Here is a 26,620-nt window from a genome sequence, read left to right as displayed (position 1 = left end):
TGTGGGTGCCGCCGTGCTGCGAGCTCAGGGTCATTGTCCCGTACGGGCGGGTGCGACGTGAGCTGGGGGTCATGCCTCGCGCGTCGGGTCCTCGCCGCGGTCCAGCGCCTTCCACAGGTCCTCGGGCCGGTCGGGGTCCGGGGCGGTGGGACGGGCCTTGCGGGGGCGCGGGGTGCCGTCGCGCTCGTACCGTCCGGACATCGTGGGCCAGCGGCTGCCGAAGCGCAGGGCGAGCAGCCCGGCCACGAGGATCAGCAGGCCGCCGGCCGCGGTGACGTAGGGCCAGGCGGTGTGGCTGAGTGCGTGGATGGTGGCGGAGGTGTCGCCGGTGGTCTGCGCGGCCTTCTCGTCGAGTGCGGCGCTGTCGGACGCGCCGAGGAAGGCGCTCAGCGCGGCGCCGAATCCGCTGAGGGCCAGCAGTCCCGCGACGGCCAGCCGGCCGGTGCCGCGGACGGCGAAGACGGCGACGAGGGCGGCCAGGCCGACTATGGCGAGGGCCGCGGGGAGGCCGGTGACGTCCTGCCCCTCGGCGTTCAGCGCCAGGGTGCCGCCGCCGACCGCGGCCTTGCCCCCGGCCCAGGTCTGGCCCGAGGCGAGCAGCACGACGGTGGCTCCGGCCGCCCCGAGGAGCAGGCCGGCAGCCAGGCTGCGGCGGCTTCCCGCGCTGTCGGGCGCGGTGGCGGCTTCGGCACGGGGCTGGGGTACGGGGACGGCGCTCACGTACTCCACTATCCCTTACGGCTCCGCTGTGGCCGACCGCCCCCCGTGTGCCGGTCGTCTCAGAGCGTCCGGCCACTGAGGCCCGCGACGCCGCCCCCGGTTGCCGGATGCCGCTCTCGGTTGCCGCCGAGCCGGTTGGCGGTGTGCACGGCGCGCAGCACGGCGGCGGCCTTGTTGCGGCACTCGGTGTCCTCGGCGACCGGGTCGGAGTCGGCGACGACTCCGGCCCCTGCCTGGACGTACGCCGTGCCGTCCCTCAGCAGGGCGGTACGGATCGCGATGGCGGTGTCGGAGTCCCCGGCGAAGTCGAGGTAGCCGACGCAGCCGCCGTACAGTCCGCGGCGGGTGGGTTCGAGCTCCTCGATGATCTGCATGGCGCGCGGCTTCGGGGCGCCGGAGAGGGTGCCGGCCGGGAAGCACGCCGTCAGGACGTCGAAGGCGGTGCGGCCCTCGGCGACCTTGCCGGTGACCGTGGACACGATGTGCATCACGTGGGAATACCGCTCGATCGACATGAAGTCGACGACCTCCACGCTGCCGGGCTCGCAGACCCGGCCCAGGTCGTTGCGGCCGAGGTCGACGAGCATCAGGTGCTCGGCGCGTTCCTTCGGGTCGGCGAGGAGTTCGTCGGCGAGCGCCTGGTCCTCCTGCGGAGTGGCGCCCCGGTGCCGGGTGCCCGCGATCGGGTGGACCATCGCGCGGCCGTCCTCGACCTTGACGAGGGCCTCGGGGCTGGAGCCGGCGACGTCGAAGCCGTCGAAGCGGAAGAGGTACATGTACGGCGAGGGGTTGGTGGCGCGCAGCACCCGGTAGACGTCCAACGCGCTGGCCGTGCACGGGGTTTCGAAGCGCTGGGAAGGCACGACCTGGAAGGCCTCGCCGGCCCTGATCCGCTCCTTCACGTCCTCGACCGCGTCCTGGTAGGCGGGGCCGCCCCACAGGGCCGTGTACGGCGGGAGCTCGGAGGGCGGCAGGGCGGCCGGGGCGTTCTCGACGGGGCGGCTCAGGTCCTGCTCCATGGCGTCGAGCCGGGCGACGGCGTCGGTGTACGCCTCGTCGACGCCGGTGGCCAGGTCGTTGTGGTTGATCGCGTTGGCGATCAGCAGCACGCTGCCGTCCCAGTGGTCGAGGACGGCGAGGTCGGAGGTGAGCAGCATCGTCAGTTCGGGGAGCTTGAGGTCGTCGCCGCCGCTCTCGCCGATCTTCTCCAGCCGGCGCACGATGTCGTAGCCGAGGTAGCCGACCATGCCGCCGGTGAAGGGCGGCAGCCCGGATTCCTGGTCGTGCGGGGTGTGCAGGGTCTCGATGGTCGCGCGCAGGGCCTGGAGCGGGTCGCCGTCGACGGGGACGCCGACGGGCGGGGTGCCGAGCCAGTGGGCCTCGCCGTCGCGGGTGGTGAGCGTGGCGGCGCTGCGGACGCCGATGAAGGAGTAGCGCGACCAGGTGCGGCCGTTCTCCGCGGATTCGAGGAGGAAGGTGCCGGTGCGTTCCCCCGCGAGCTTGCGGTAGAGGCCGACCGGGGTGTCGCCGTCCGCGAGGAGCCGGCGGGTGACGGGGATGACGCGCCGGTCGACGGCCAGCTTGCGGAAGGTGTCGAGGTCCATGGCGGCAGACCCTACTGTCCGAGCGGGAGGACGTCGGCGTCGAAACAGGTGCGGTCGCCCGTGTGGCAGGCGGCGCCCGTCTGGTCGACCTTGACGAGGACGGTGTCGGCGTCGCAGTCCAGGGCGACGGACTTGACCAGCTGGATGTGGCCGGACGTGTCGCCCTTGACCCAGTACTCCCGGCGGCTGCGCGACCAGTAGGTGCAGCGGCCGGTGGTGAGGGTGCGGTGCAGTGCCTCGTCATCCATCCAGCCGAGCATCAGCACCTCGCCGGTGTCGTACTGCTGGGCGATGGCCGGGACCAGCCCGTCGGCGCCGCGCTTGAGACGGGCGGCGATGGCGGGGTCGAGGTCGCTGGCGGGCCGGGGTGTGCCGGGCGTGGGCGTGCTGGTCATGTGCCCATTGTGCCGTGGTCCGGGAGGCCGTCCGGGCGTGCGTCCACTGGGCGGACGGTGCACCGCGGTCGTACGCTGGCGGGCATGTCGACCCATGCGAAGCGCGAACGACTTCTGCTTGCCGACCTGTTGGAGGCCGTGGGCCCGGAGGCCCCGACGCTCTGCCACGGCTGGACCGCCCGCGATCTGGCGGCCCACGCGGTGGTCCGTGAGCGGCGGCCGGACGCGGCGGCGGGGCTGGTCATCGGCCCGCTGAAGAACCGGAGCGAGCGGGTCCTGGCCGAGTTCACCGAGAAGCCGTACGAGGAACTGATCCAGCTCATCCGTACGGGTCCGCCGAGGATGTCCCCGTTCGGGCTGAAGCAGCTGGACGAGGCGGCGAACACCGTCGAGTTCTACGTGCACACGGAGGACGTCCGCCGGGCGCAGCCGGACTGGTCGCCCCGCGAGCTGGACCCGGTGTTCGCCGATGTGCTGTGGTCGCGTACGGAGAAGGCGGCTCGGGTCCTGGGCCGGAAGGCCCCGGTGGGGCTGGTGCTGCGCCGCCCGGACGGCCAGACGGCGGTGGCGCACAAGGGAACCCCGGTGGTGACGGTGACGGGCGAGCCGGGCGAACTGCTGCTGTTCGCGTTCGGGCGGCAGGACGCGGCGCGGGTGGAGCTGGAGGGCGAGCAGGACGCGATCGGCCGACTGACGACCGCGAAGCTGGGGATGTAGGCACGCGGGGCGGGCCTCCCGTGGCCGGCCCGCTACCGCGTGACGGATGCGGCGCGGTGCGGCCGCGGCCCCGGCGCTGCGCTCCGTCCGCCGCGGGAGCCCAGGTACCCCAGGAGGAATCCGGCCGGGATCGTGACCAGGCCCGGTGTCTGGAGCGGGAACCAGTGGAAGTCGCGGGCCGGGAACAGCGCGATGTGGGTGCCGGAGAACGCGGGCGAGAACACCATCAGGAACACGATGAGCGGCAGCGTGCCGTAGACCGTCCAGCGGACCCCGCGCGCGTTGAAGCCCGGCCGGAACAGGGCGTACAGCAGGACCGGCGGCAGTACGGACGCGGCGGCCGCGAACGAGAGCGAGAGCAGCACCTGCGGGTTGCGGTCGTGCGTGTACGTCGACACGTAGACGGCGAGCGCGCCCGTCAGGACGACGGCCAGCCGGGCGCGGAGGATCTCGCGCCCGGCGGACCGGTCGGAGCGCACGGCCGTACGGGAGCGGGCCTTCGCCGCGAAGTCGCGGGCGACGGAGGAGGCGGCGGCCAGCGTGATGCCGGCCACCGCGGCCAGGGTGGTGGCGAACACCGCGCAGGCCACGAACGCGAACAGCAGGCTCTCGCGCGGCCCGTCGGCGCCCGGGTCGAGCGCCCCGGTCACCAGCAGCAGCGCGGTGCCGCCCGCCGGGTCCGCGGCCTGGATGATCTTGTGGCCGAGCAGGGCGGACGCCCCGAGGCCGACCACGACGACGCCGGCGCACAGGAAGGCCACCGGGGCCGCCGCCCAGACGGTGGCGCGGCGCACGGTCCAGCGGTCGCGCATGGGGTGCAGCCGCATCATGATGTGCGGCATGCACGCCGCGCCGAGGACCAGGGTGAGCTGGAAGCCGAGGAGGTCCAGGGTGCCGGCGAAGGTGTGGCCGAACTGCAGCCCGGGGCGCGCGTAGGACCCGCCGGCGCCGCTGCCCTGCTGCGCGGCGTCGAAGAGGGCGAAGGGGTTCCAGCCGTAGCGGGCGAGCACCAGTCCGGCGAGCAGGGTCACGGCGGCGAGCACCACCGCGACCTTGACGATCTGGATGTAGCCGGTGCCGCGCATGCCGCCGACCGCCGAGTAGCAGACCATCAGGGCGCCGCTGGCCACGGTGCAGCTGGTGAGCGCGCCGTCGGGCAGCCCGAACATGGAGGCCATGACCCGTCCGGCGGTGGCGAGTTGCACCAGCAGCAGCGGGGCCAGCACGACCAGGGTCGTGATCCCCAGGGCGCGGCGTACGGTCGGGTCGCCGAGCCGGTCCGCCAGGAAGTCGCCGAGGGTGAACACGCCTTTGCGGCGCATCGGTTCGGCCAGGATCCGCATGACCAGGACCAGGGAGGCGACCGTGGCGACGGCGAAGAGAATGCCGTCGAAGCCCGCGAGGGCGACCGAACCCGTGGTGGAGAGCAGGGTGGCGGCCGAGATGTAGTCACCGGCGATGGCCAGCCCGCTCCCGGCCGGGCCGAGGGCGGAGCCGCCGCCCGCGTAGAAGTGTTCCGGATCGTCCTGGTCCGCCGCGGCCAGCCCGCACAGCAGCAGTGACACGGCGACGAATCCGAGGAAGACGACCACGGCCAGCGACCGCGCGTCGAACCCGCCGCTCACCGTCGCGGTCCCGGGGCCGGGGCGGGGGCCGGAGCGGGGGCGGGGGCTGGAGCGGGGGTGGCGGTGACTGCGCGGGCGCTCGCGGGGGCGCGGGGCGTGCGGGATGCCGGGGACGCTGAAGACATGCCGGCTACGGCACCAGGCGGCCGGGTCCGCGTACAGCGGGCGGTACGGGGGCGCTGCGCGGGTACAGCGGGTAGGGGCGAGGTCTGTGCGCGAGCACATCGCGCCTGCCGCGGGGTGGGTGCGAGCACACTCGGTGTGCGCGGGCCCGAGCACGTCATGCCCGCCGCCCCACGGGCACAGGCGCCCTCGGCGTCCGCGGACCCGAACACCCCACGCCCGCCGCCCCACCGGCACAGGCGCCCTCGGCGTCCGCGGACCCGAACACCCCACGCCCGCCGCCCCACCGGCACAGGCGCCCTCGGCGTCCGCGGACCCGAACACCCCACGCCCGCCGCCCCACCGGCACAGGCACACCCAGCGTCCACGGACCCGAGCACCCCACGCCCGCCGCCCCACGAGCACAGGCGCGACATCACGCCCGCCGCCCCACAGGTGCAGGCGCGAGCGCATCGCACGGCGGTCCTGCCGCCGCCCGGCCGATGCCGACGCCGACCCGCGCACGCCACGCCCGCTGCCCGGCCGGCGCGGGCGCGATGTGCCCGCCGGGCGGTCAGCCCGCCAGCAGGCGGCGGGCCGTCAGGGCGAGGGAGACCTCGACCGCGTCGGACGGGCGGGTCAGACAGCGGCCTGTCAGCTGCTCGAAGCGGCGCAGCCGGTTCAGGACCGTGTTGCGGTGGCAGTAGAGCCGGGCGCCCGCCCGCTGCGCGGAACCGTCCGAGTCGAGCCAGGCCGTGAGCGTCTCGATGATCACGTCGCGGTCGGCCGGGTCCAGCCGGTCCAACGGACCCAGCACCCGCGCGGCCAGTGCGGAGCCGAGCCCCGGGGACGAGACGACCAGGGCGGCGGGCAGCTGCTCGTCGAGCAGGACGACTCCGCCTCCGGCCGGGCAGGCCCGCAGCGCGGTCTCGGCGAGCCGCCGGGCGTCCCCGACGGCCGCCAGCCCGTCCACGGCGGAGCTGATGCCGACCCTGCTGCCGGGCGGCGCGGACAATCCGGCTGCCAGCGCGGCGAGTTCCGCGTCCTCGTCGACGGCGTCGGCAGGTCCGCCGGGCTGTGTGCCGCCGCCCTCGTCGGCCGGGGCGACGGGTTCCGCCATCCCGTCGCCCCGGGACAGCGGCAGGATCGCGAACTCGGCGTCCGGGCCAGGGTGCCAGAGCGCGTCCGTCCCGGCGGGCAGCGTCATCGGCGGCTGCGCGGTGCCGTGCGGGGCGCGGCGGGCGGTGGAGACCGCGAGCACCGCGTACCTGCCGTGCTCCGGAAGCCCCAGCATCGCGGCGGCGTCCGGCAGTTCGGCGATCTGCGCGGTGCCGTCCAGCAGGGCCGCCGTCATCAGGCGCTGGCGGTTCTCCCGCCGCCAGGCCAGCTTGCGCTCGGTCTGGCGGTAGGCGTCCGCGACGACACCGCAGTGCTCGTCCACGAAGTTCCAGACGTCCGCCGCCACGTGTACCAGCAGCCGGATGTCCTCGGGGTGGCGGCGCGCGGTGTCGTCCACCAGGTCCTGCCAGACCATCGCGCCGCCCATCCGGAAGGCGTGCAGGACCGCGTCGAGCGGCAGGCCCTGCTCGGCCCGGACCTCACCGATCCGCCGGGAGGTCCGGTGAGCGGCCTCCCGGAACTCCCGGGGCTGGATCAGCGATCCGACGTTGTGCCGCAGCGAGTGGTGCACCTCCTGCCAGATCTCCGCCGCGTCGGCCTCGATGGCCGAGCGGTAGGCGGGCTCCTGTTCACGCAGCGCCTCGACGAGCCGGTCCGTGAGCTCCGGCAGCGCCTCCATCAGCACCCGGGCAGCCCGGTGCAGTACGGCGACGGCCTCACGATCGGCCAGCGAACGGAAGCGGCGCGGCATCGGCGCGACGGGGGGCGGCCCGTGCAGCGCCCTGACCCGTGAACGTACGACCTGTGGCATGGCGGCCTCCACCGGGATTCGGCCGGCTCCAGAAAACGGCCGGCTCCGGTTCACCCAGCCCGGCGTTGGGCATGAGCACACCGAATCATCCTGACGCCCGCAGAATGACATACCGCCCAGTCGGTACCTAGAGGTCTGCGGCGTACTTCTCATCACGGTCCTGCAACCTCCCGGTGTCGGGCACGGCCTCGGGCCCCGCCAGGAGGCCCCGCGCGTGCAGACACGCCCCACGCGGGCGGCCGACGGAGACCGCGATCGCGGGGCCCCGGCCCACTCATCCTGGCGGGACTGCCCACCGCCCCGCCTTCACAGGAGTCACCTCCGGGACAGACACCTTCAGCTGCGCCGTCGGGCTCAGCGCATCCGAGTCGTGTCCCGGCTGATCACGGCTGCCGGCAAGGGGGACGGGGCGTGGAGGGCCGAGTGTCCGCCACCGGTACGAACCGACGCCGCATCGGCCGGGGCCGGACGGCCGCTCAGGGACCGAACCGCCCCGGCCTTGTTCGTGTTGTTGGCGGACGACTGGATCGGGACCGGGAGTCGGGCCGCGGCCGTCCGGAGCACGGTCGAGGAGGCGGGTCCACCTGGATGGGGTGCGGCGTCATCGTGGATCAGCTCACCGATGCGCCGGAGAACGCTCTCGGCACCGTTCGGGGTCTGCTGACCCCGCAAGACCTCCCACCGAGCGACGGAGCGGGCTAGCCGCCCAGCAGCCTGGCCAGTTCGGTCCTGGACCGCACCCCTAGCGCGGCGAACACATTGCGCAGATGGTGGTCGACGGTCCGCGTGCTCACCGAGAGCCGCAGCGCCACCTCACGGTTGGTGGCCCCCTCGGCCACGCACCGGGCGATGCGCTGCTGCTGTGGAGTGAGCGCGGCCAGCGGATCCGTGCCGCCCGTCGCGGCCGGGCCCTCCACGGCTTCCCCGGCGGCCCGCAGCTCGCCGCTCGCCCTGTCGGTCCAGGCCCGCGCACCGCACCGCTCGAAGGCCACCAGGGCGTCCCGCAGCGGGCCCCTGGCCTCCCGGGTGCGGCGGCGTCGGCGCAGCCACGCCCCGTAGAGCAGTTGGGTGCGGGCGCGTTCGAAGTCGCCGCCCGCGCGGTCGTGATGGGCGAGCGCCTCCTCGTACCGCCCGGCGACATCGGCCGGCGCCGCCAGCAGGGCGCGGCAGCGGGCCAGTTGGGCGGGGGCCTGAGGGTCGGTGGTGCGCGTGACCCACACGGCGAACTCGGCCACCGCGTCGGCGACCGGGTCCGCTCCCCTTCCCCGGTCCGCACGCCCGGCCAGGACGGAGGCCTCGACGTAGCACGGTACGGCGAGCATCCGGGTGGCGAAGTGTCCGCGCCGGGGACCGGGCCGCACGAGCGGGGCGAGCCGGGCCGCAGCCTCGCCGGAGCGCCCCGCCGCCAGGTCCGCGCGGGCCAGCGCCCAGGTGGCAAGGGTCGCGGCCTGTACGAGTCCGTTGGGACCGGCCCCCGCGAGGGCCGCGTCGGCGTGGGCGGCACAGGCCTCCGTGCCGCCCTCCACGGAAGCGGCGAGTGCGAGCACGGCGTGGAGGTGGGAGGCGATGTTGGGCTGTCCGGTACGCCGGGCCGCGTGCAGGCCCTCCAGCGCGTGGGCCCGGGCGGGGGCATGGCGGCCGGACCGGAGTTCGGCGTACGCCAGGTGCTCCAGGGCCTGCGGCAGCAGGGCCTCGGGGCCCGCGGACCGTACGGCGGCCAGCGCACGGGTGCCGAACCGGCAGGCGGCGTCGACGTCGCCCAGCACCAGGGCCGAGACCCCGCCGCGCAGCAGCTGGGCCGGGTCGTCCGCCCGGCCGGCCGAGTCGAGGCAGCGGCGCAGCAGCGCCCGCCCTTCGGCGATGCGCCCGCACAGCACCGCGCTCATGCCGTCGCAGTACTGGGCGAGGGCCGGTTCCGGCACGGAGACCGGCATCCGGGTCATGGCGTCGAGGTACGCGAGCGCGTCCCCCATCGCCCAGGCGGCCTCGGCGGCGCCGAGCTGGGCGTCGAGGGCGCGGCGCGGGTCGTGCGGCGCGAGGAGCGCCGCAGTGGTGAGGAGGGCCTCGTGGGCGTCGGCCGCCGGTCCGTCGCGCAGGGCGAGCAGCCCGCGCACCAGGTGGGCGCCGTCGTGCGCGGGGCGGGCGCCGACCCGGGCCAGCAGCGCGCGGGCCCGGCCGGCGTCGCCCGCGAGCCGGGTGTACTCGGCCGCGGCGGAGAACCGGGCGGCCCGCACCGCCTCGTCGCTGGAGAGCACCGCGGCACGGGCGAGCGCCGCCGCCCGCTCGGCATGCGGCCGCGGCGCCACGGCCGCCGCCTCCAGCGCGTCGGCCAGCCCGTCGTCCGGCCCCTCGGCGGCACAGGCGCGTTGGACGAGCGCGGGCAGCCCCGCCGGCCCGGCCGCCAGGTATCCCGCCCCCGGACGGAACGCCCCGTACGGAGTGGGAAGCGCCGGTCCGGACCGGGTGACACCGCCGGGGCCCGGAACGGCGACGGGCGCGGGGCCGGGGAGCGGCGCGGGAACGGGGGCGAGACCGGGGGCGGAGCCGGCCGCGCGGGTGTCACGGGGACGGAGACCGGCAGCGGCCGCCCAGCCGTCGCCGGGACGCCCACCGGAACCGCCCACCCGCACCGGCCGATCCCCCGCGGGAACACCGGATCCGGCCGCCAACCCCTCTCCCGGACGCGCCCCCCGACCGGCCACCGGGCCCTCACCCGCTCGAAAGGCGGAACCCTCCGCCCGGGCGTCACCCGCACGCGACACCGCCCCGCCCTCACCCGCACGAACGACCGAACCCCCCACCCGACCGTCACCCGCACGAAAGGCGGGACCCTCCGCCCGGGCGTCACCCGCACGCGACACCGCCCCGGAAGCCGTCACATACGGGACACCGCCCCCGGGCCGATACGTCAGACCGCTGAGGCCCAGTCCCCCGCCCCCGGCGCCCGCGGCCCACCGCGGCGGCCGGCGGACCCGTCCGCGGGCGCCGGGCGGGGCTGCTGTCAGCAGCGCCGCGAGCAGTCCGTGCACCGCGCGGCGATGCTGCGGCAGGGCGCGGTGCAGGACCGCCCGGCGCAGCAGCGGGTGGCTGAAGTGGAGCCGGTCGCCCGCCCGCTGGAGGGCGCCCGCGGTCCCGGCCGGGGTGAGCAGGGCCTGGTCGAGCGCGGCGGGGCCGAGGCCCGCCGAGGTGGCGGCGCGGAGCAGGAGGGCGACATCGGCACCGGCACCCTCCGGCTCGTGTTCCTGGGCCGCGGCGGCGAGCAGCAGCAGTGTGCGGGTGTCCGGGGGCAGCCCGTCGAGGCGGGCGGCGTACGCGTCCAGGACGTCCTCGGCTCCGGGCAGCGGAGAGGGCGGCGGGGTGCGGCCGGCCAGCTGGCCGGGGGTGAGCCGGGCGGCCAGCCCGGCGAGCAGCCGGGGGTTGCCCGCCGCCTCCCGGAGGAGCTCGCCGCGGACCACCGGGTCCACCTGGTCCGCGACGCCGGCGGCGTCGGTGATGCGGTCCAGGAGGGCCGACGCCGCATCGTCGTCGAGAGGGCCGAGCCGGAGCGCGGGCAGGCCCGCGAAGCTCGTCTCGTCACCCGCCCCGACCACCACCGCGACCCGGCTGCCCCCGCCCAGCCGGCGGGCCGCGAAGACCAGGGCGGCACGCGAGTCGGGGTCCCAGACGTGGGCATCGTCCACACAGACCAACAGGGGTCGTTCCGAACCGAGTTCGCGGAGCAGTGCGAGCAGTTCCGTAGGCGTGATCCCGTCGCGCAGCACCCGGTCCGGCGGGAGCGGGAGAGGGCCCGGGGCGGAGCAGAGCAGGGCGTGCAGCCCGCTGTACGGCAGCCGTTGCTCGGCGGGTGCCGCGGTGGCGGACAGCACGGGGCCGGCGGGTCGTTCGCGGTGCGCGGCCACGGCCCTGTCCAGGAGCGCGGTACGGCCGACGCCCGGCAGCGCGGTCAGCACCAGCGCGCCGCCGTCGCCGTTGCGCAGCCGCACCAACAGGGTTTCCAGAATGGCGAGTTCACCGCTGCGGCCGTACAGCCGGAGCGGACTGTGCACGGTCGTCGATGGAGTCACACCAGCACGTTACTTCCGCGTAAACAGCGCCGGAAGACGCGCGTCCGGCCGCACCCCGCCCCCGCCCGGTTGCGGGGCACCCTCCCAAGGCGCGCCGCACTTGGCTGTGCAGGCGCACAGCGTGCGCCCGTCTCCGCGCGAGCCGCCCGTAATGTCGCGCCATGACTGATGAATTCCGTACGGACGACGGTCTGACGCTGCGCTACTGGTCCTGGTCCCGCGAGCCCCGGCCGGGACTGCCTCCGGTGCTTCTGCTGCACGGCTTCGCCGCACACGCCCGGCTGAACTGGGAGGGCCCGGGTGTGGTCGAGGCCCTGGTGGCCCGGGGCCGCCACGTCCTGGCCCTCGACGCGCGGGGCCACGGTTCGTCGGACAAGCCGCACGACGACTCCTTGTACGGCGAGCCGGTGATGGCCCGGGACGTACGGCAGCTGATCGACCGCACCGGGGCCGCAGAAGTGCATCTGGCGGGCTACTCGATGGGGGCGGTCGTGGCGCTGCTGGCGGCGGCGGACGACGAGCGGATCACCCGCCTCGTGGTCGGCGGGATCGGGGCGGGCGCGGTGGAGGTGGGCGGGCTGGACACCCGGGCCATGCCTCCGGAGCTGGTGGCGGCCGCGCTGACGGCCGAGGACGCGGCCGACGCCCCCGAACGGACCCGGGGCTTCCGGGTCCTGGCCGACACCACGGGCTCCGACCGGCTCGCTCTCGCCGCGCACCTGCGCGCGCTGCACCGGGGCCCGCTGCCGCTGGACCGGATACGGATACCCACGCTGGTGCTCGCCGGGGCGGACGATCCCCTCGCCGTGCGGCCCGAGGTGCTGGCCGCCGCCCTCGCTGGGGCGCGGCTGGAGGTGCTGCCCGGCGACCATCTCACCGCCGTCCGCGATCCGGGATTCGCCTCCTGTGTCGCCGGCTTCCTCACCGAGGGCGACCGGCACGACGGCTGACACGGCCCGACGAGTGAGGGCCGGACCGCTGTTCACGGTCCGGCCCTCACCAGGTCGGGAACTACGAGGTGTGCGGGCAGTTGCCCCGCGACTCGGCGATCGTCAGGCTCGCCGCGGGCAGCGGGCACAGGAACTGCTCGTAGCGGGTGTCATTGTCGATGAAGCGCTTCAGCCACGAGATGCTGTACTTCGCGATCGTGGTGTTGGAGGAGTTCGGGGTGAAGTGCGTGGCCCCGCGCAGCTCCACGTACGCCTTGTCCAGTGTGCTCGGCAGCGACTGGTAGAAGGGCTCCGAGTGGGTGGCGACGGGGGCGATCGTGTCGCCGTCCGCACCGAAGATCAGCGTGGGTGTGCGGACTTCGGGCCACGTGGTGTCGAGGTTCCAGCCGGTCAGCGGGATCGCCGCCTTCAGCGAGGTGCGGCTCTTCGCCGCCTCCAGGGTCCCGCCGCCGCCCATGGAGTGGCCCATGACGCCGAGCCGGGAGGTGTCGATCCGGGTGCGCACCGAGCTCGACTGCGTCAGGTAGTCCAGCGCGGCCAGGAGCTGCCGGCCCCGGCTGTCGGGCTGGTCCAGCGTGGTGTTGGTGTCGATGGTGAAGACGACGAAGCCCTGCGAGGCGAGCCGCGGCCCGAGCCAGGCGATGCTGGACTGGTACGCGGTGAAGCCCGGCGAGATGGCGACCGCGCCGAAGGTGCCGTCCGAGGTGGACGTCGGGTAGTAGATCGTGCCGCCGCCGAAGCCGGTGACGCGAAGCGAGGAGACGCTGGTCTGCGAGACCGCGTACGAGCCGCGGCTCGCCTCGATGCTGGAGTTGCTGGGGGCAGGCCCGCGCTCGTAGGGGTTGTCGGCGGCCTGGGCCCCCGGCACCAGCGCGGTGCACAGGCCCGCGGTGGCGACGGTGGCGGCCAGCAGGCCCTTGACGATGCGGGAGCGGCTCTTGGACATCCGGTGGCGCGGGGAGGTGTCGCCGGAGGGGAGGTGCTGCACGAGGGGGGATCCTCTCGGTCGTGACGGGAGCCACGCCGGCAGGGACCGGGGGCCCGTCGTCACCGAGGGCCTTCGGGGTGCACCGCGTGGAACCGCCGGTTGTTCTCTGGCGGTCGCCACTGTTGCGGTGCACCCCGGTGCCGCACATCGGCAACTTCACCGGTCTTGACGGCCGGTACTCCCCCGCACGTCCTCAGCGGACCGGGTGCCCGGCCTCCCGCAGAGCGCCCTTGACCTCGGAGATCCGCAGATCGCCGAAGTGGAAGACGGACGCGGCGAGGACCGCGTCGGCCCCGGCGTCGACGGCCGGTGCGAAGTCGGCGAGCCGGCCCGCGCCGCCGGAGGCGATGACGGGAACGCTCACGTGCTTGCGTACGGCCGCGACCATCTCGGTGTCGTAACCGTCCTTCGTGCCGTCGGCGTCCATCGAGTTGAGCAGGATCTCGCCGGCGCCGAGCTCGGCGGCCCGGTGCGCCCACTCGACGGCGTCGATGCCGGTGCCCTTGCGGCCACCGTGCGTGGTGACCTCGAAGGTGCCTGCGGGGGTGCGCCGTGCGTCCACGGAGAGCACGAGGACTTGGCGGCCGAAGCGTTCGGCGATCTCCCGGATCAGCTCCGGCCGGGCGATGGCCGCGGTGTTGACGCCGACCTTGTCGGCACCGGCCCGCAGGAGCTTGTCGACGTCGTCCGGGGTACGGACGCCACCGCCGACGGTGAGCGGGATGAAGACCTGCTCGGCGGTGCGGCGCACCACGTCGTAGGTCGTCTCCCGGTCGCCGCTGGACGCGGTGATGTCGAGGAAGGTCAGCTCGTCGGCGCCCTCGGCGTCGTACAGCTTCGCCATCTCGACGGGGTCACCGGCGTCGCGCAGGTTCTGGAAGTTGACGCCCTTGACGACGCGGCCCTGGTCCACGTCGAGGCAGGGGATGACACGTACCGCGAGCGTCATCACGCACCTGCCCGGTAGGCCTCGACCTCGACCTCGACGACCAGGCTCGGGTCGACGAAGCCGGACACGATGATCATCGTGGCGGCGGGGCGGACGTCGTCGAACAGCTCCTTGTGGGCGCGGCCGACCTCGTCGGTGTCCCGGGCGTGCGTGACGTACATCCGGGTGCGGACGACGTCCTCGCGGCCGAGTCCCAGCTGCTTCAGTGCCTCGAAGGCGACCTCGAAGGAGTTGACGGTCTGCTCGTAGGGGCTGCCCGCGGAGATCTGGCCGTTCACCACCGACGTGCAGCCGGCCACGAGCACCAGCCCGTTGGAGAGTTCGACCGCCCGGGAGTAGCCGAACTTGTCCTCCCAGGGGGCGCCGGAGGAGACGCGCTTGACGGAGTCACTCATACGGAGACCGCCTCCAGCGCCTCTTCGAGCGTGAACGCCTTCGCGTACAGCGCCTTGCCGACGATCGCGCCCTCGACGCCCGCCGGGACGAGCGAGGCGATGGCCCGCAGGTCGTCGAGCGAGGAGACGCCGCCGGAGGCGACGACGGGCTTGTCGGTGGCGGCGCACACGTTCTTCAGGAGCTCCAGGTTGGGGCCCTGGAGCGTGCCGTCCTTGGCGATGTCGGTGACGACGTAGCGGGCGCAGCCCTCGGAGTCGAGGCGGGCGAGCGTCTCGTAGAGGTCGCCGCCGTCGCGGGTCCAGCCGCGGCCGCGCAGGGTGGTGCCGCGCACGTCGAGGCCGACGGCGATCTTGTCGCCGTGCTCGGCGATGACCTTGGCGACCCATTCCGGGGTCTCCAGGGCCGCGGTGCCGAGGTTGACGCGGCGGCAGCCGGTGGCGAGGGCGGCGGCGAGCGTGGCGTCGTCGCGGATGCCGCCGGAGAGCTCGACCTTGATGTCCATGGCGCCGGCCACCTCGGCGATGAGCGCCCGGTTGTCACCGGTGCCGAAGGCGGCGTCCAGGTCCACGAGGTGCAGCCATTCGGCGCCGGAGCGCTGCCAGGCGAGTGCGGCCTGGAGCGGGGAGCCGTAGGAGGTCTCGGAGCCGGACTCGCCGTGCACCAGACGGACCGCCTGGCCGTCGCGGACGTCGACGGCGGGGAGCAGTTCAAGCTTCGGCATTACAGCGTCTCGATCCAGTTGGTCAGCAGCTGGGCGCCGGCATCGCCGGACTTCTCGGGGTGGAACTGGGTGGCCCACAGCGCGCCGTTCTCCACGGCCGCTACGAACCGTTCGCCGTGCGTGGCCCAGGTGACCTTGGGGGCACGGATCTTGGCGTTGGTGACTTCGAGGGACCAGTCGTGCGCCGCGTACGAGTGCACGAAGTAGTACCGGGCCCCGGCGTCGAGTCCGGCGAACAGCCGGGAGTCCTCGGGGGCTTCGACGGTGTTCCACCCCATGTGCGGGACGACGTCGGCCTTGAGCGGGCCGACGGTGCCGGGCCACTCGTCGAGGCCTTCGGTCTCGACGCCGTGCTCGATGCCGCGCTCGAAGAGGATCTGCATGCCTACGCAGATGCCCATGACGGGACGTCCGCCGGAGAGCCGGCGTCCGATGATCCATTCGCCCCGGGCCTTCTTCAGCCCCTCCATGCAGGCGGAGAACGCGCCGACGCCGGGCACCAGCAGCCCGTCGGCGTTCATCGCCGTGTCGAAGTCGCGGGTGATCTCGACGTCGGCGCCGACGTGGGCGAGGGCGCGCTCGGCGGACCGGACGTTACCGAAGCCGTAGTCGAAGACGACGACCTTCTTCTTCGTATCCACGTGTGCTCCCTCAGTCCCAGAGGCCCTGGATCCGCATGACGCCCGCTACCAGGCACATCACGGAGGCGATCCCGAGCAGCACGATGACGCCCTTGGGCATGCCCTGCTTCGAGAAGGAGTAGACCCCGCCGGCCAGGAAGAGGCCGACCAGGATCAGTACGGTGTTGAGGCCGGTCACAGGGCGCCCTTCGTGGAGGGGAGGATGCCGGCCGCGCGCGTGTCGTGCTCGCTGGCGTAGCGAAGGGCCCGGGCGAGCGCCTTGAACTGGCACTCCACGATGTGGTGGGCGTTGCGCCCGTACGGGACGTGGACGTGCAGGGCGATCTGCGCCTGGGCGACGAAGGACTCCAGGATGTGCCGGGTCATCGTCGTGTCGTACGCGCCGATCATCGGCGCCATGTTCTCGGGCTCGGTGTGCACCAGGTACGGGCGGCCGGAGAGGTCGACGGTGACCTGGGCGAGCGACTCGTCCAGCGGGACGGTGCAGTTGCCGAAGCGGTAGATGCCGACCTTGTCGCCGAGGGCCTGCCTGAACGCGGCGCCGAGCGCGAGGGCGGTGTCCTCGATGGTGTGGTGCGAGTCGATGTGCAGGTCGCCGTCGGTCTTGACCGTGAGGTCGAACAGTCCGTGGCGGCCGAGCTGGTCGAGCATGTGGTCGTAGAAGCCGACGCCGGTCGCGACGTCGACCTTGCCGCTGCCGTCGAGGTTGATCTCGACGACCACGGAGGTTTCCTTGGTGGTCCGCTCCACTCTTCCTACGCGGGCCTCGCGAGTCATGCGCCGTGCTCCTTCTTCAGTTCGCGTACCGCATCGAGGAACGCGTCGTTCTCTGCCGGGGTTCCTGCGGAGACCCGCAGCCATCCCGGTACGCCGTTGTCCCGGACCAGGACGCCCCGGTCGAGGATGTGCCGCCAGGCGGTGTGGCTGTCGGCGAACCTGCCGAACTGGACGAAGTTGGCGTCCGAGTCGGTGACGTCGAAGCCCTGGGCGCGCAGCCCGGTGACGATCCGGTCGCGTTCGCTCTTGAGCTGCGCGACGTACCCGAGGAGCGTATCGGTGTGCTCCAGGGCGGCGAGGGCGGTGGCCTGGGTGACGGAGGACAGGTGGTACGGCAGCCGCACCAGCTGGAGCGCGTCGACGACGGCCGGGTCCGCGGCGAGGTAGCCCAGGCGCAGTCCGGCGGCGCCGAACGCCTTCGACATGGTGCGGGAGAGCACCAGGTGGCGGCGGCCCTCGATCAGCGGGAGCAGCGAGGCGTGGTGGCTGAACTCGCCGTACGCCTCGTCGACCACGACCATGGACGGCCCGGCGGCCTGCGCGGCCTCGTACAGCGCGAGGACGGTGTCCGCGTCGACGGCGGTGCCGGTGGGGTTGTTGGGCGAGGTGATGAAGACGACGTCGGGCCGCTCCCGCGCGATGACGGCGCGGGCCGCGTCGACGTCGATGGTGAAGTCCTCGTTGCGCGGTCCGGAGATCCAGCCGGTGCCGGTGCCGCGGGCGATGAGGGCGTGCATCGAGTACGAGGGCTCGAAGCCGATGGCGGTACGGCCGGGCCCGCCGAAGGTCTGCAGCAGCTGCTGGAGGACCTCGTTGGAGCCGTTGGCCGCCCACACGTGGGCGCGGGTGACCTCGTGCCCGGCGGTCCGGGTGAGGTAGCGGGCGAGCTCGGTGCGGAGCTCGACGGCGTCCCGGTCGGGGTAGCGGTTGAGGTCGCGGGCGGCCTCGCGGACCCGTTCGGCGATCCGGTCGACGAGGGCCTCGGGGAGCGGGTACGGGTTCTCGTTGGTGTTCAGCCGGACCGGTACGTCGAGCTGCGGTGCCCCGTACGGGGACTGGCCGCGCAGTTCGTCGCGGATCGGGAGCTCGTCCCAGGCGTTGCGCGGGGCGCCGGCGTCCGTACCGGTACCCGTGGTGCTGTCGTTCGTCACTGCTGCGGAACCTTCCACCCGAACCTGGCCTTGAGGGCTGCGCCGTGGGCGGGGAGGTCCTCCGCCTCGGCGAGGGTCACCACATGGTGGGTGACCTCGGCGAGCGCGTCGCGCGTGTAGTCGACGATGTGGATGCCGCGCAGGAAGGACTGCACGGACAGGCCCGAGGAGTGGCAGGCACAGCCGCCGGTGGGCAGGACGTGGTTGGAGCCGGCGCAGTAGTCGCCGAGGGAGACGGGCGACCAGGGTCCGACGAAGATCGCTCCGGCGTTACGGACACGGCCGGCGACGGCCGCGGCGTCGGCGGTCTGGATCTCCAGGTGCTCGGCGGCGTACGCGTCGACGACCTTGAGGCCGTCCTCCAGGTCGTTGACCAGGACGATCGCGGACTGGCGGCCGGCCAGGGCGGGCTCGACGCGGTCGGTGACGTGCTTGGTCGCGGCGACCTGCGCCTTCAGCTCGGCCTCGGTGGCGGCGGCGAGCTCCTCGGAGTCGGTGACCAGGACGGCCGCGGCCATCGGGTCGTGCTCGGCCTGGCTGATCAGGTCGGCCGCGACGTGGGCCGGGTCGGCGGTGGCGTCGGCGAGGATCGCGATCTCGGTGGGGCCGGCCTCGGCGTCGATGCCGATGCGGCCCTTGAGGAGGCGCTTGGCGGCGGCGACGTAGATGTTGCCGGGACCGGTGACGAGGTTGACGGGCAGGCAGTCCTCGGTGCCGTACGCGAACATCGCGACGGCCTGGGAGCCGCCGGCGGCGTACACCTCGTCGACGCCGAGCAGCGCGCAGGCGGCCAGGATCGTGGGGTGCGGCAGTCCGCCGAAGTCCTTCTGCGGCGGGGAGGCGACGGCGACGCCCTCGACTCCGGCTTCCTGGGCGGGGACCACGTTCATCACGACGGAGGACGGGTAGACCGAACGCCCGCCCGGCACGTACAGCCCGACGCGCTCGACGGGCACCCACTTCTCGGTGACGGTGCCACCGGGAACGACCTGGGTGGTGTGGGTGGTACGGCGCTGCTCGCGGTGGACGAGGCGGGCGCGGCGGATCGACTCCTCCAGGGCGGCGCGCACGGCGGGGTCGAGCTGCTCCAGCGCGCCGGTGATCGCATCGGCCGGGACACGGATCGAGCCGAGCCGTACCCCGTCGAGTTTCTCCCCCCAGTCGATCACTGCCGCCGAGCCACGATGGCGTACGTCCTCGCAGATGGGCCGCACCGTCTCCAGGGCGGCTTCCACGTCGAACTCGGCACGGGGCAGCAGGTCGCGCAGGGCGCCGCCCTCGGGGAGGGCATCGCCGCGCAGATCGATTCGAGAGATCACACCGCAATTCTCGCAGACCGCCCCGGACGCCCGGACGCCCGTATCACTGGCTGATACATGTCCCTGCCGTCACGGCTGACTATGTGCGTTCACCTGGTGACTCAGAGGGAATAAGGGGAATACCGATCTACGGCTCCGAACGGAAGGAGCGTCGGTGACCGAACCGCACGGCGGGGAACTCCCGGACGGCCTCAGCACGGCCGAGCTGGGCATGTGGCAGTCCTTCAGGACCGGCACCACCTACGATCTGCGCGCCCGCGACGGGGCGCGCGACGACCCCTTCGCCCCACACGTCTGGGGCCCCGAACGCAGCGTGGCGGCCCGGGTCGTCGCACGGCTGCTGCTGAGCGGCCCGCAGGCCCGGCCCGGCAGGGTGGCGGCGCTCAAGCTCCGGGGACTGCTGATCACGGGCAGGCTCGATCTGGCGGGCGGGCGCGTCGATCCGTACGTGGAGATGACGGGCTGCCGCTTCGAGGAGGAGGTACTGCTGCCCGAGTGCCATTTCACGACGCTGCGGCTGGTCGGGTGTGCGCTCCCGCGGCTGGAGGCGGCCCGGCTGCGGACCGAGGGCGATCTCCATCTGCCGCGCTGCCGGGTGGAGCGCGGGATCCGGCTCACGGACGCCCAGATCGGTACGGATCTGCTGATCAGCCAGATCGACATCGGTCCCGACCGGCAGGGGCGGGCCCTCGTCGGTGACGGACTCACGGTCGCCCAGGACCTTCAGGCCGAGATGATCGAGACACTCGGCGAGCTGAGCCTGCGCGGGGCGAAGGTGGGCGGTTCGCTGAGTCTGCGCGGCAGCCGGCTGCGGGCGACGCAGGGGCGCCGGGCGCTGAACGCCCCGCAGCTGAGCGTGGAGCGGACGCTGTACATGAGCGAGGCGTGGGTCAGCGTGGACACGGGCAACCAGGGCACCACTCCCCCGTACGGCATCGCCAACCCCACGACACCGGCCCGCGGCACCCGGCCGCAGGTCTTCCGGTGCCGGGGCGGGGTGCGGCTGGACGACGGGCGGTTCGGTGACGCGGTCGACCTGCACAAGGCCGTCTTCGTACTGGCCGGCCACGAGGAGCTCTCGCTGCGCCGCACGGTCGCTCCGGAGCTGCGGTTCAACCCGGAGCGCCCGGTGCGGGGACGGGTGGTGCTCAACGGGGCGAAGGTCGTCACTTTGATCGACGTGTCGACCAGCTGGCCGGGCCCGGGCGGGCTGGCCATGGGCGGTTTCGTGTACGAGAACCTCGTCCCGTACGGACACTTCCCGCTCTCCCGCCGTCTGGAGTGGGTCGCGGCGGCGACCCCCGAGTACCTGCCGGAGCCGTACGAACGGCTGGCCGCCGTGCTCCGCAACAGCGGGGAGGACGCGGACGCCCGCGAGGTACTCCTCGCCAAGCAGCGGCGGCGGCGCGAGACGCTGCCGCTCGCCGCGAAGCTCTGGGGCTTCGTCCAGGACTGGACGGTGGCGTACGGCTACCGGCCGGGGCGGGCCGCGGTGTGGATGGCGGTGCTGTGGGCGGCGGGCACGGTGGCCTTCTCCCGGTACGAGCCTGCCTCGCTCAAGGGCAGCGAGCATCCCGAGTGGAACCCCGCGCTGTACGCGCTGGATCTGCTGGTGCCGGTGATCAACCTCGGCCAGGACGGCTACTGGCGGATGGAGGGCGGCTGGCAGTGGATCGCGGCGGCCCTCGTCATGCTCGGATGGATACTGGCCACCACCGTCGCGGCGGGCGCCTCACGGCTGCTGCGCCGCGGCTGACCGGAGCGCGCGGCCCGGTCGACGGCATCCGGGCCGCGCGCCGTGTGCTGACGGGCCCGACGGACCCCCGCGGCGACCGAACAGATGCGCACGGGCCTCGGACGCCGCGTCGATCGTTCTCACCCGGAACGACGGGAACAGGCCAGATTCAACGACTTCCTTTACTCTTTCTTGGCCCGGGCCAGGGCAACCCTCCCACTCGGCACCAAAGCTTCACAGCACCCCTCTGGCGCCCGCCCCGACCAGGGCTTTTCAATGGTCTGCACCATGCCTTTCCTCCGCGCTCTGCTCCGTACCGCGCGCGTGATCCGGCACACCCCGGAGTTGTCCGCCGGGTTGCCCGCGGACCATGCGGTGATGCTCGACGCCCCCGACGAGCGGCTCTCGCCGGCACTGGTGGCCGCCGCCCTCGGGGAGTACGAACCGGCGGCGAAGCTGCTGGCGACGACACGGGACGCCGCCGAGTGGGAGAGCCGGGACCGCTATCTGAACCGGCTCGTCGCCTTCGCCCGCAACCGGGACGGCTGGCTCCGGCACTGGCTGGCCGTCGCCCCGCGCGACTGCGACGCGATCCTCGTCAAGGCCCAGCTCGCGGTCGAGCGGGCCTGGGAGTCGCCGGCCCGCGCCGAGCAGCTGCGCACGATCGGGCCGATGATCACGGCGGCCGCGGAGGGTGATCCGCGCGATCCGGTGCCCTGGCGCCTCGCGCTGGACCACGCCCGCGGCACCCATGCCACGCACACGACGTTCGAGGCGTTGTGGGAGCAGGCCATACAGCGCTCCACGCATCACTACGGCTGCCATGTCGCCGCCCTCCAGTACCTCTCCGCCGCCTGGTACGGCTCGCACCGCGAGTGCTTCGACTTCGCCGAGCGGGCCGCCGAGGACTCGCTGCCCAGCTCCCTGGTGCAGGCGCTGCCCCTGCGTGCCGCCTTCGCTGTGCTGACCGAGGGCCCGGGGGCCGCGTTCACCTCGGTGCAGGAGGAGCGGATCGACGCCGCGGCGGATCTCGCGATCTCGCTGTCCGGCGCGTTCGCACCGGGCGACCCGTGGCCGGCCGAGGTCCGCAATCTGCTCGTGTACGTGCTGGTGGCGCGAGGCCGCTGGGGCGAGGCACTGGAACAGTTCCGGCAGATCGGCCCCCATGCGGCGTCGTTCCCGTGGGCCTCGGTGTCCGACGATCCGCTCGGCAGTTTCCTCGACGCACGGGACGGAGTACGGCTCAAGGTGGCCTCCCGGACGCCGCTCGGCCACCGGGCCGACGGAGGACGGGCCCACGGCCATTACGCTTGACCGTTGTGACCACCGCTCGCCTGCCTCTGTTCCCGCTGAACGCGGTGCTGTTTCCCGGCCTCGTGCTGCCGCTGAACGTCTTCGAGGAGCGTTATCGCGCCATGATGCGCGAGCTGCTGAAGACCGATGAGGACGAACCGCGCCGCTTCGCCGTGGTCGCGATCCGCGACGGCCGCGAAACCGCCCCGACGGGGTCGGGCATGCCGGACGCCATGACGGTGCCCGTCGAGCGCGGTCCGGCGGACGGCTTCGGTCCCGACCCGGTCCAGACGTTCCACCGGGTCGGCTGTATCGCCGACGCGGCGAAGATCCGGGAGCGTTCGGACGGCAGCTTCGAGGTCCTGGCGACCGGCACCAGCCGGGTACGGCTCCTGTCCGTGGACGCCGGCGGCCCGTTCCTCACCGCCGAGCTCGAAGAACTCGACGAGGATCCCGGCGAGGAGGCCGAGGCTCTCACCGAGGGCGTCCTGCGGGCCTTCCGCAGCTACCAGAAGCGACTGGCGGGCGCGAGCGAGCGCTCCCTGACCACGGGCGCGGACCTGCCCCAGGAACCGTCGGTCGTCTCGTACCTGGTCGCCGCCGCGGCCATGCTCGACGTCCCCGCGAAGCAGCGGCTGCTCCAGGCCCCGGACACCGCGACCCGGCTCCGCGAGGAGCTGACGATCCTGCGCTCCGAGACCGCCGTCATCCGCCACCTCCCGTCGCTGCCGGCCGTGGAACTCACCCGCGCCCCGACCCACCCCAACTGAGCGAGCGGAGGGCCACTCCCCCGTGGCGAAGAAGCCGAAGAAACAGCCCCAGTCGGGCGGCACCCCCGCAACGGTCGCGCTGACCGCCGCGGGCACGGAGTTCACGGTGCACGCGTACGAGCACGATCCCGCTTCGGCCTCCTACGGCGAGGAGGCGGCCGAGGCCCTCGGCGTCTCTCCCGACCGGGTGTTCAAGACCCTCGTCGCCGACGTGGACGGCCGCCTGACGGTCGCGGTCGTCCCCGTGGCGGGCTCCCTGGACCTCAAGGCCCTGGCCACGGCGGCGGGCGGCAAGCGCGCCACGATGGCGGACCCGGCGGCGGCGGAGCGCACCACGGGCTACGTACGCGGCGGCATCTCGCCCCTGGGCCAGCGCAAGCGGCTGCCCACGGTGCTGGACGCGTCGGCGCGGTCCCACGCCACGATCTGCGTATCGGCGGGCCGCCGCGGCTTGGAGGTCGAACTGTCCCCCACGGACCTGGCCGCGCTGACGGACGCGGTCTTCGCCCCGATCGGCCGGGCCTGAGGACTGTCCCGCACCCACCGGTTCCGTCCTCGAACGCCGGACGGGCCGGATGCCCCCGGGGACGCATTCCCGGCCCCTCGGGCGCATCCCGGCCCCTGCGCCGCACCTACCGGCTCCTCCGGCGCATCCCGGCTCCAGCGCCGCACCTTCCGGCGTGCCTCCCCAGCCCGCAGGCCTCGCCTCCGGTCCGTACCCCCAGCCCTTCCGGCGTACCTCCCCCGGCCCGCAGGCCTCGCCCGCCCGTCCGTACCTCCCCAGCCCGCAGGCCTCGCCTCCGGTCCGTACCCCCAGCCCCTCCGGCGTACCTCCCAGCCCCTCCGGCGTTTGAGGAGCGGGGTCCGGGGCGGAGCCCCGGTTACGGGAAGGGGCGGGTAGGGGAAAGGCCCCGCGCAGCGGCCCCGCTCACACAGACGGACCGGGCCGCGGCGGCCCGTCCTCGGGCGACGGCGACGGCGAGGACGGCGCGGGCGCAGGCCCCGACGGCGAAGGCGAGGACGACGGCGAAGGCGCAGGCCCGGCCGGCGACGGATCAGGCCCCGACGGCGCAGGCCCAAACGGCACACCCCCCGAAGGCCCCCCGCCGTACACCCCCCACTCCGGCTCCGGATCCCGCGGCCCGAACACCGCCGTCAACCCCAGATGCACGGCCATCGCCGCCAACGACCACGCCAGCAACGCCCCCTTCGCGTGCAGCTCCAGCGGCGCGTCGAAGATCACGCCCTTGCCGACCTCACGCGCATGGGCGACCACGTCGTCGGTCGGGCCCAGCCGGGTGCCGAGCTGCCACGCCACGAGTGAGCCGAGTACGCCGCCGACCGCGAGGGCCACCACGAGGGCGATCCCGCCCTTCCGGTGGAACCAGAAGACCAGCCCCGCCGACACCGCGCCGAAGGCCAGCGCGAGCAGCGCGAACGTGCCGTCGGCTCCGATCGCCTCCTCGCCCTCGCTGTCGCTGAGGAAGACGGCCGTGTCGTCGGAGACCAGCGGAACGCGCGGCGCCAGCCAGAGCCAGAGCAGCCCGAGCGCGAGACCGGCGACCGTCACGGCGACGACGACGAGCGCCGCCCGGCGCAGTTCCGTACGGAGTTCCCCCGGCTCCGGCGACGGCAACAGGGTTGCCAGGTGGGAGCCGCCGGAGCCGCCCCCTTCCGGCGGCTTCTGCCACGGGTCGTGGGGCGAGGGCTGGTGCGGCGGCGTCAGAGGTGCTGTCACCGTGCCATCGTGCCAGGCGCCCCTGTGGCGCGCCTCACCGGACCGCTGCCCTGCGGTAGGCCCAGGTCGCCACGGCGAGCGAGAGGACGCCCACGACGGCGCAGACGGCCAGATCGAGGGCGACGACGGCCCAGTCGGGGTGGGCGTCGAAGGACCGGGAGAGCGCCTCGACCCCGTACGTGGAGGGCAGCAGGTCGCGCGCCCAGCCGATCGGCTCCGGCAGCCGGGCCGCGGGGAGCACGCCCAGCAGCAGCGCCGCCGACATGCCGAGCTGTCCCAGCAGGGTGGCGAGTTCCTGCCTCGGCGCGAGCAGCCCGAGGGCCGCGCCGAGTCCGGCGAGGGCCGCCCCGGAGAGCGGGATGACGGCGACGAGCACCCACAGATGGGTCATCGGCAGCCCGAACAGCATGCTGCCGGTCACGGCCGTCACGATCGTGCCGGGCACGGTGAAGGAGGCGTACGCTCCGGCCGCGCCGAGCACCACGGCGGCGGGCGGCACCGGCAGGGTCGCGTAGTGGTCGAGTCCGCCACCGGCCCGCAGCTGGCCGAAGTACTGGGCCAGCAGGTTCAGCGCGACGAACGCCACGACCAGGACGCTGGAGCCGGCCACGACGGCTCGCGCCTCCGCCCCGCCGTCCACGACCCCGCGCATCAGGACCATGATCCCGATGGACTGGAAGGTCGCCACGAAGAGCAGGGGGATGCGGGCGACCCGGGCCCGGGACAGCTGGGCCCGGTAGACCGCGGCGAGCGAGGGAAAGAGCCGGGCGCGCGGCGCCAGTGGCGCGGGGCCCGGTACGCCGTCGTCACCGGCCGGACCGGACGGGCCGTGGGCCGCCCGGCCGGCCACCGCTTCCGCAGGAACGATGCTCGTCACCTGGCGCTGCTCCTGTTCGGTCCCTGCCCGGCCGCACATCCGCACCGGTCCGTTTCGGCCCCTGTGGCCACCGCGCTGTTCCGGCATCGCGTCATGCCTTCACCAGTCCCCTGGCCGTGTCCCCGCCGAGCGCCAGATAGACGTCCTCCAGGCTGGGCGTCGCCAGGGTGAAGTCGTCGAGTGCGGCGAAGGCGGCGCCACCGGTCACGGCGGCGACCGCCGCACGCGCCTCGTCGGGCCCGAGCCGCAGCACCCAGCGGCGCCCGGACTCCTGCGCGGACGCCCGGAGTGCCGCGACCTCGGGCACGTCCAGCGGCGCGCGCTCGCGCCACACCAGTTCCACCCGGACCTCGCCGGCGACCCGCTCCTTGAGCCCGGCGGGTGTGTCACAGGCGATGACCTTGCCGCGTTCCATGACGGCGACACGGTCGAGGACGGTCTCGGCCTCGATGACGTTGTGGGTGACCAGCAGCACCGTCGCACCGCGTTCGGCCCGCCGCCGGTCGACGGCGGCCCAGACGGCGCGCCGGGCGACGGGGTCCATGCCCGTCGTCGGCTCGTCGAGGACGAGCACCGGCCGCTCACCGACCAGCGCGGCCGCGACACAGGCGAGCCGTCGCTGACCGCCGGAGAGCTTCTTCAGGGGACGGCCGGCGAGTTCGCCGAGACCGAGCTCGCCGAGCACCGCGTCGCGTTCGGCACGGGCCTCGTGCACCGGCAGGCCGCGCAGCCTTCCGGTGGTCTCGGCGGCGAGCCCGACGGTCAGCTCGTCGAGCGCGGTCGACTCCTGCCCGAGATAGCCGATCAGCCGGGAGGCCCGTTCCGGGTGGCGGACGAGGTCGTGGCCCAGCATGTCGACGCTGCCCGAGTCGGGTCGCATCAGCCCGGTGAGCTGCCGTACGAGGGTGGTTTTGCCGGCACCGTTGGGGCCGAGCAGCCCGAAGATCTCGCCGCGCCGGATGTCCAGGCTGATGCCGTCGGTGGCACGCACCTCGGGTGTGGCGGGGGCGCCGCGCCGGCCCCGGGCCGCGGGGTAGGTCTTGACCAGATCACGCACGGCGCACACGGTGCCGTCAGCCGTCTGCGCCTGTGCTGTGCCCGTACTCACGAGGTACGAGGGTACGGGGTCCGGGGACCCGCATTACGCCCGGGGCCGCA

General features: G+C 74.0%; 24 protein-coding genes. 6 read left to right on the top strand and 18 right to left on the bottom strand.

Annotation, left to right across the window (positions count from 1 at the left end; translation table 11 throughout):
• Positions 1 to 69: 69 nt before the first annotated feature.
• The 3 genes from ACIQMX_RS22000 to hisI are packed head-to-tail and all read right to left on the bottom strand — an operon-like array spanning position 70 to position 2,719.
• On the bottom strand, positions 70 to 729 hold the full coding sequence (locus ACIQMX_RS22000) for a TIGR02234 family membrane protein (RefSeq protein ID WP_363070494.1): 660 nt from the start codon (positions 727 to 729) through the stop codon (positions 70 to 72).
• A 50-nt stretch (positions 730 to 779) separates the two neighbouring features.
• Positions 780 to 2,324 carry an anthranilate synthase component I gene (locus ACIQMX_RS21995; RefSeq protein ID WP_402480379.1) on the bottom strand — a complete coding sequence of 515 codons (1,545 nt, stop codon included), beginning with the start codon at positions 2,322 to 2,324 and terminating at the stop codon, positions 780 to 782.
• An 11-nt stretch (positions 2,325 to 2,335) separates the two neighbouring features.
• Entirely contained in the window at positions 2,336 to 2,719 is a 384-nt protein-coding gene (gene hisI / locus ACIQMX_RS21990; RefSeq protein ID WP_359132403.1) for a phosphoribosyl-AMP cyclohydrolase, read from the bottom strand.
• 84 nt (positions 2,720 to 2,803) lie between these two features.
• Between hisI and ACIQMX_RS21985 the strand changes: the two genes are divergently transcribed.
• Complete coding sequence (locus tag ACIQMX_RS21985) at positions 2,804 to 3,436, top strand: TIGR03085 family metal-binding protein (protein ID WP_363070490.1); 633 nt, start codon at positions 2,804 to 2,806, stop codon at positions 3,434 to 3,436.
• Positions 3,437 to 3,468: 32 nt separating this feature from the next.
• On the opposite strand, the gene ACIQMX_RS21980 is transcribed toward ACIQMX_RS21985, so the two are convergent.
• The 3 genes from ACIQMX_RS21980 to ACIQMX_RS21970 all read right to left on the bottom strand — a co-directional run bounded on the left by ACIQMX_RS21980 (position 3,469) and on the right by ACIQMX_RS21970 (position 11,157).
• Positions 3,469 to 5,061: a cation acetate symporter gene (locus ACIQMX_RS21980; RefSeq protein WP_402480375.1), complete on the bottom strand. Its 1,593-nt coding sequence runs from the start codon at positions 5,059 to 5,061 to the stop codon at positions 3,469 to 3,471.
• 676 nt (positions 5,062 to 5,737) lie between these two features.
• On the bottom strand, positions 5,738 to 7,093 hold the full coding sequence (locus ACIQMX_RS21975; protein ID WP_402480372.1) for a helix-turn-helix domain-containing protein: 1,356 nt from the start codon (positions 7,091 to 7,093) through the stop codon (positions 5,738 to 5,740).
• 698 nt (positions 7,094 to 7,791) lie between these two features.
• A complete protein-coding gene (locus tag ACIQMX_RS21970; protein ID WP_402480369.1) occupies positions 7,792 to 11,157 on the bottom strand; it encodes a LuxR C-terminal-related transcriptional regulator in 3,366 nt (1,121 codons plus the stop codon).
• A gap of 161 nt (positions 11,158 to 11,318) precedes the next feature.
• Between ACIQMX_RS21970 and ACIQMX_RS21965 the strand changes: the two genes are divergently transcribed.
• Entirely contained in the window at positions 11,319 to 12,107 is a 789-nt protein-coding gene (locus ACIQMX_RS21965) for an alpha/beta fold hydrolase (RefSeq protein ID WP_402480367.1), read from the top strand.
• Between the two features lie 61 nt (positions 12,108 to 12,168).
• On the opposite strand, the gene ACIQMX_RS21960 is transcribed toward ACIQMX_RS21965, so the two are convergent.
• The 9 genes from ACIQMX_RS21960 to hisD all read right to left on the bottom strand — a co-directional run bounded on the left by ACIQMX_RS21960 (position 12,169) and on the right by hisD (position 19,049).
• Complete coding sequence (locus ACIQMX_RS21960; protein ID WP_363070596.1) at positions 12,169 to 13,053, bottom strand: alpha/beta hydrolase; 885 nt, start codon at positions 13,051 to 13,053, stop codon at positions 12,169 to 12,171.
• A 235-nt stretch (positions 13,054 to 13,288) separates the two neighbouring features.
• The gene (hisF, locus tag ACIQMX_RS21955; RefSeq protein WP_402480365.1) at positions 13,289 to 14,044 is read right to left on the bottom strand and encodes an imidazole glycerol phosphate synthase subunit HisF; all 756 of its coding nucleotides are present in this window, start codon (positions 14,042 to 14,044) and stop codon (positions 13,289 to 13,291) included.
• Positions 14,044 to 14,439, bottom strand: a complete 396-nt coding sequence (locus ACIQMX_RS21950) for a RidA family protein (RefSeq protein WP_402480363.1) — start codon at positions 14,437 to 14,439, stop codon at positions 14,044 to 14,046. The genes hisF and ACIQMX_RS21950 overlap by 1 nt, the downstream gene beginning before the upstream one ends.
• A complete protein-coding gene (gene priA, locus ACIQMX_RS21945) occupies positions 14,436 to 15,161 on the bottom strand; it encodes a bifunctional 1-(5-phosphoribosyl)-5-((5-phosphoribosylamino)methylideneamino)imidazole-4-carboxamide isomerase/phosphoribosylanthranilate isomerase PriA (protein WP_148017770.1) in 726 nt (241 codons plus the stop codon). The genes ACIQMX_RS21950 and priA overlap by 4 nt, the downstream gene beginning before the upstream one ends.
• Positions 15,161 to 15,802 (bottom strand): imidazole glycerol phosphate synthase subunit HisH, encoded by a 642-nt coding sequence (gene hisH, locus ACIQMX_RS21940; RefSeq protein ID WP_219570703.1) that lies wholly within the window; start codon positions 15,800 to 15,802, stop codon positions 15,161 to 15,163. Before hisH ends, priA begins: the two co-directional genes overlap by 1 nt.
• A gap of 10 nt (positions 15,803 to 15,812) precedes the next feature.
• Positions 15,813 to 15,980, bottom strand: a complete 168-nt coding sequence (locus ACIQMX_RS21935) for a hypothetical protein (protein WP_168713658.1) — start codon at positions 15,978 to 15,980, stop codon at positions 15,813 to 15,815.
• Positions 15,977 to 16,579 carry an imidazoleglycerol-phosphate dehydratase HisB gene (gene hisB / locus ACIQMX_RS21930; protein ID WP_363070479.1) on the bottom strand — a complete coding sequence of 201 codons (603 nt, stop codon included), beginning with the start codon at positions 16,577 to 16,579 and terminating at the stop codon, positions 15,977 to 15,979. Before hisB ends, ACIQMX_RS21935 begins: the two co-directional genes overlap by 4 nt.
• Positions 16,576 to 17,730: a histidinol-phosphate transaminase gene (locus ACIQMX_RS21925; protein ID WP_363070477.1), complete on the bottom strand. Its 1,155-nt coding sequence runs from the start codon at positions 17,728 to 17,730 to the stop codon at positions 16,576 to 16,578. The genes hisB and ACIQMX_RS21925 overlap by 4 nt, the downstream gene beginning before the upstream one ends.
• A complete protein-coding gene (gene hisD / locus ACIQMX_RS21920; protein ID WP_363070475.1) occupies positions 17,727 to 19,049 on the bottom strand; it encodes a histidinol dehydrogenase in 1,323 nt (440 codons plus the stop codon). The genes ACIQMX_RS21925 and hisD overlap by 4 nt, the downstream gene beginning before the upstream one ends.
• A 154-nt stretch (positions 19,050 to 19,203) precedes the next feature.
• Between hisD and ACIQMX_RS21915 the strand changes: the two genes are divergently transcribed.
• The 4 genes from ACIQMX_RS21915 to ybaK all read left to right on the top strand — a co-directional run bounded on the left by ACIQMX_RS21915 (position 19,204) and on the right by ybaK (position 23,373).
• On the top strand, positions 19,204 to 20,805 hold the full coding sequence (locus ACIQMX_RS21915; RefSeq protein WP_363070473.1) for an oxidoreductase: 1,602 nt from the start codon (positions 19,204 to 19,206) through the stop codon (positions 20,803 to 20,805).
• A gap of 255 nt (positions 20,806 to 21,060) precedes the next feature.
• Positions 21,061 to 22,098, top strand: a complete 1,038-nt coding sequence (locus tag ACIQMX_RS21910; protein WP_363070471.1) for a hypothetical protein — start codon at positions 21,061 to 21,063, stop codon at positions 22,096 to 22,098.
• 5 nt (positions 22,099 to 22,103) lie between these two features.
• Positions 22,104 to 22,847, top strand: coding sequence for an LON peptidase substrate-binding domain-containing protein (locus ACIQMX_RS21905; RefSeq protein ID WP_363070469.1), 744 nt, complete (start codon positions 22,104 to 22,106; stop codon positions 22,845 to 22,847).
• A 22-nt stretch (positions 22,848 to 22,869) separates the two neighbouring features.
• Positions 22,870 to 23,373 (top strand): Cys-tRNA(Pro) deacylase, encoded by a 504-nt coding sequence (gene ybaK / locus ACIQMX_RS21900; protein ID WP_363070468.1) that lies wholly within the window; start codon positions 22,870 to 22,872, stop codon positions 23,371 to 23,373.
• A 402-nt stretch (positions 23,374 to 23,775) separates the two neighbouring features.
• Here ybaK and ACIQMX_RS21895 read toward each other — a convergent pair whose 3' ends face one another.
• The 3 genes from ACIQMX_RS21895 to ACIQMX_RS21885 are packed head-to-tail and all read right to left on the bottom strand — an operon-like array spanning position 23,776 to position 26,528.
• Complete coding sequence (locus tag ACIQMX_RS21895) at positions 23,776 to 24,585, bottom strand: ABC transporter permease (protein ID WP_402480357.1); 810 nt, start codon at positions 24,583 to 24,585, stop codon at positions 23,776 to 23,778.
• Positions 24,586 to 24,619: 34 nt separating this feature from the next.
• Entirely contained in the window at positions 24,620 to 25,501 is an 882-nt protein-coding gene (locus ACIQMX_RS21890; protein ID WP_363070464.1) for an ABC transporter permease, read from the bottom strand.
• Positions 25,502 to 25,553: 52 nt separating this feature from the next.
• A complete protein-coding gene (locus ACIQMX_RS21885) occupies positions 25,554 to 26,528 on the bottom strand; it encodes an ABC transporter ATP-binding protein (RefSeq protein ID WP_402480752.1) in 975 nt (324 codons plus the stop codon).
• Between the last annotated feature and the right edge of the window lie 92 nt (positions 26,529 to 26,620).

The sequence above is a fragment of the Streptomyces sp. NPDC091416 genome, assembly GCF_044756845.1.
Taxonomy (GTDB): Bacteria; Actinomycetota; Actinomycetes; order Streptomycetales; family Streptomycetaceae; genus Streptomyces.
Note: the sequence above shows the minus strand (reverse complement) of the source record. Positions and strands in the feature narration are given on the sequence as shown.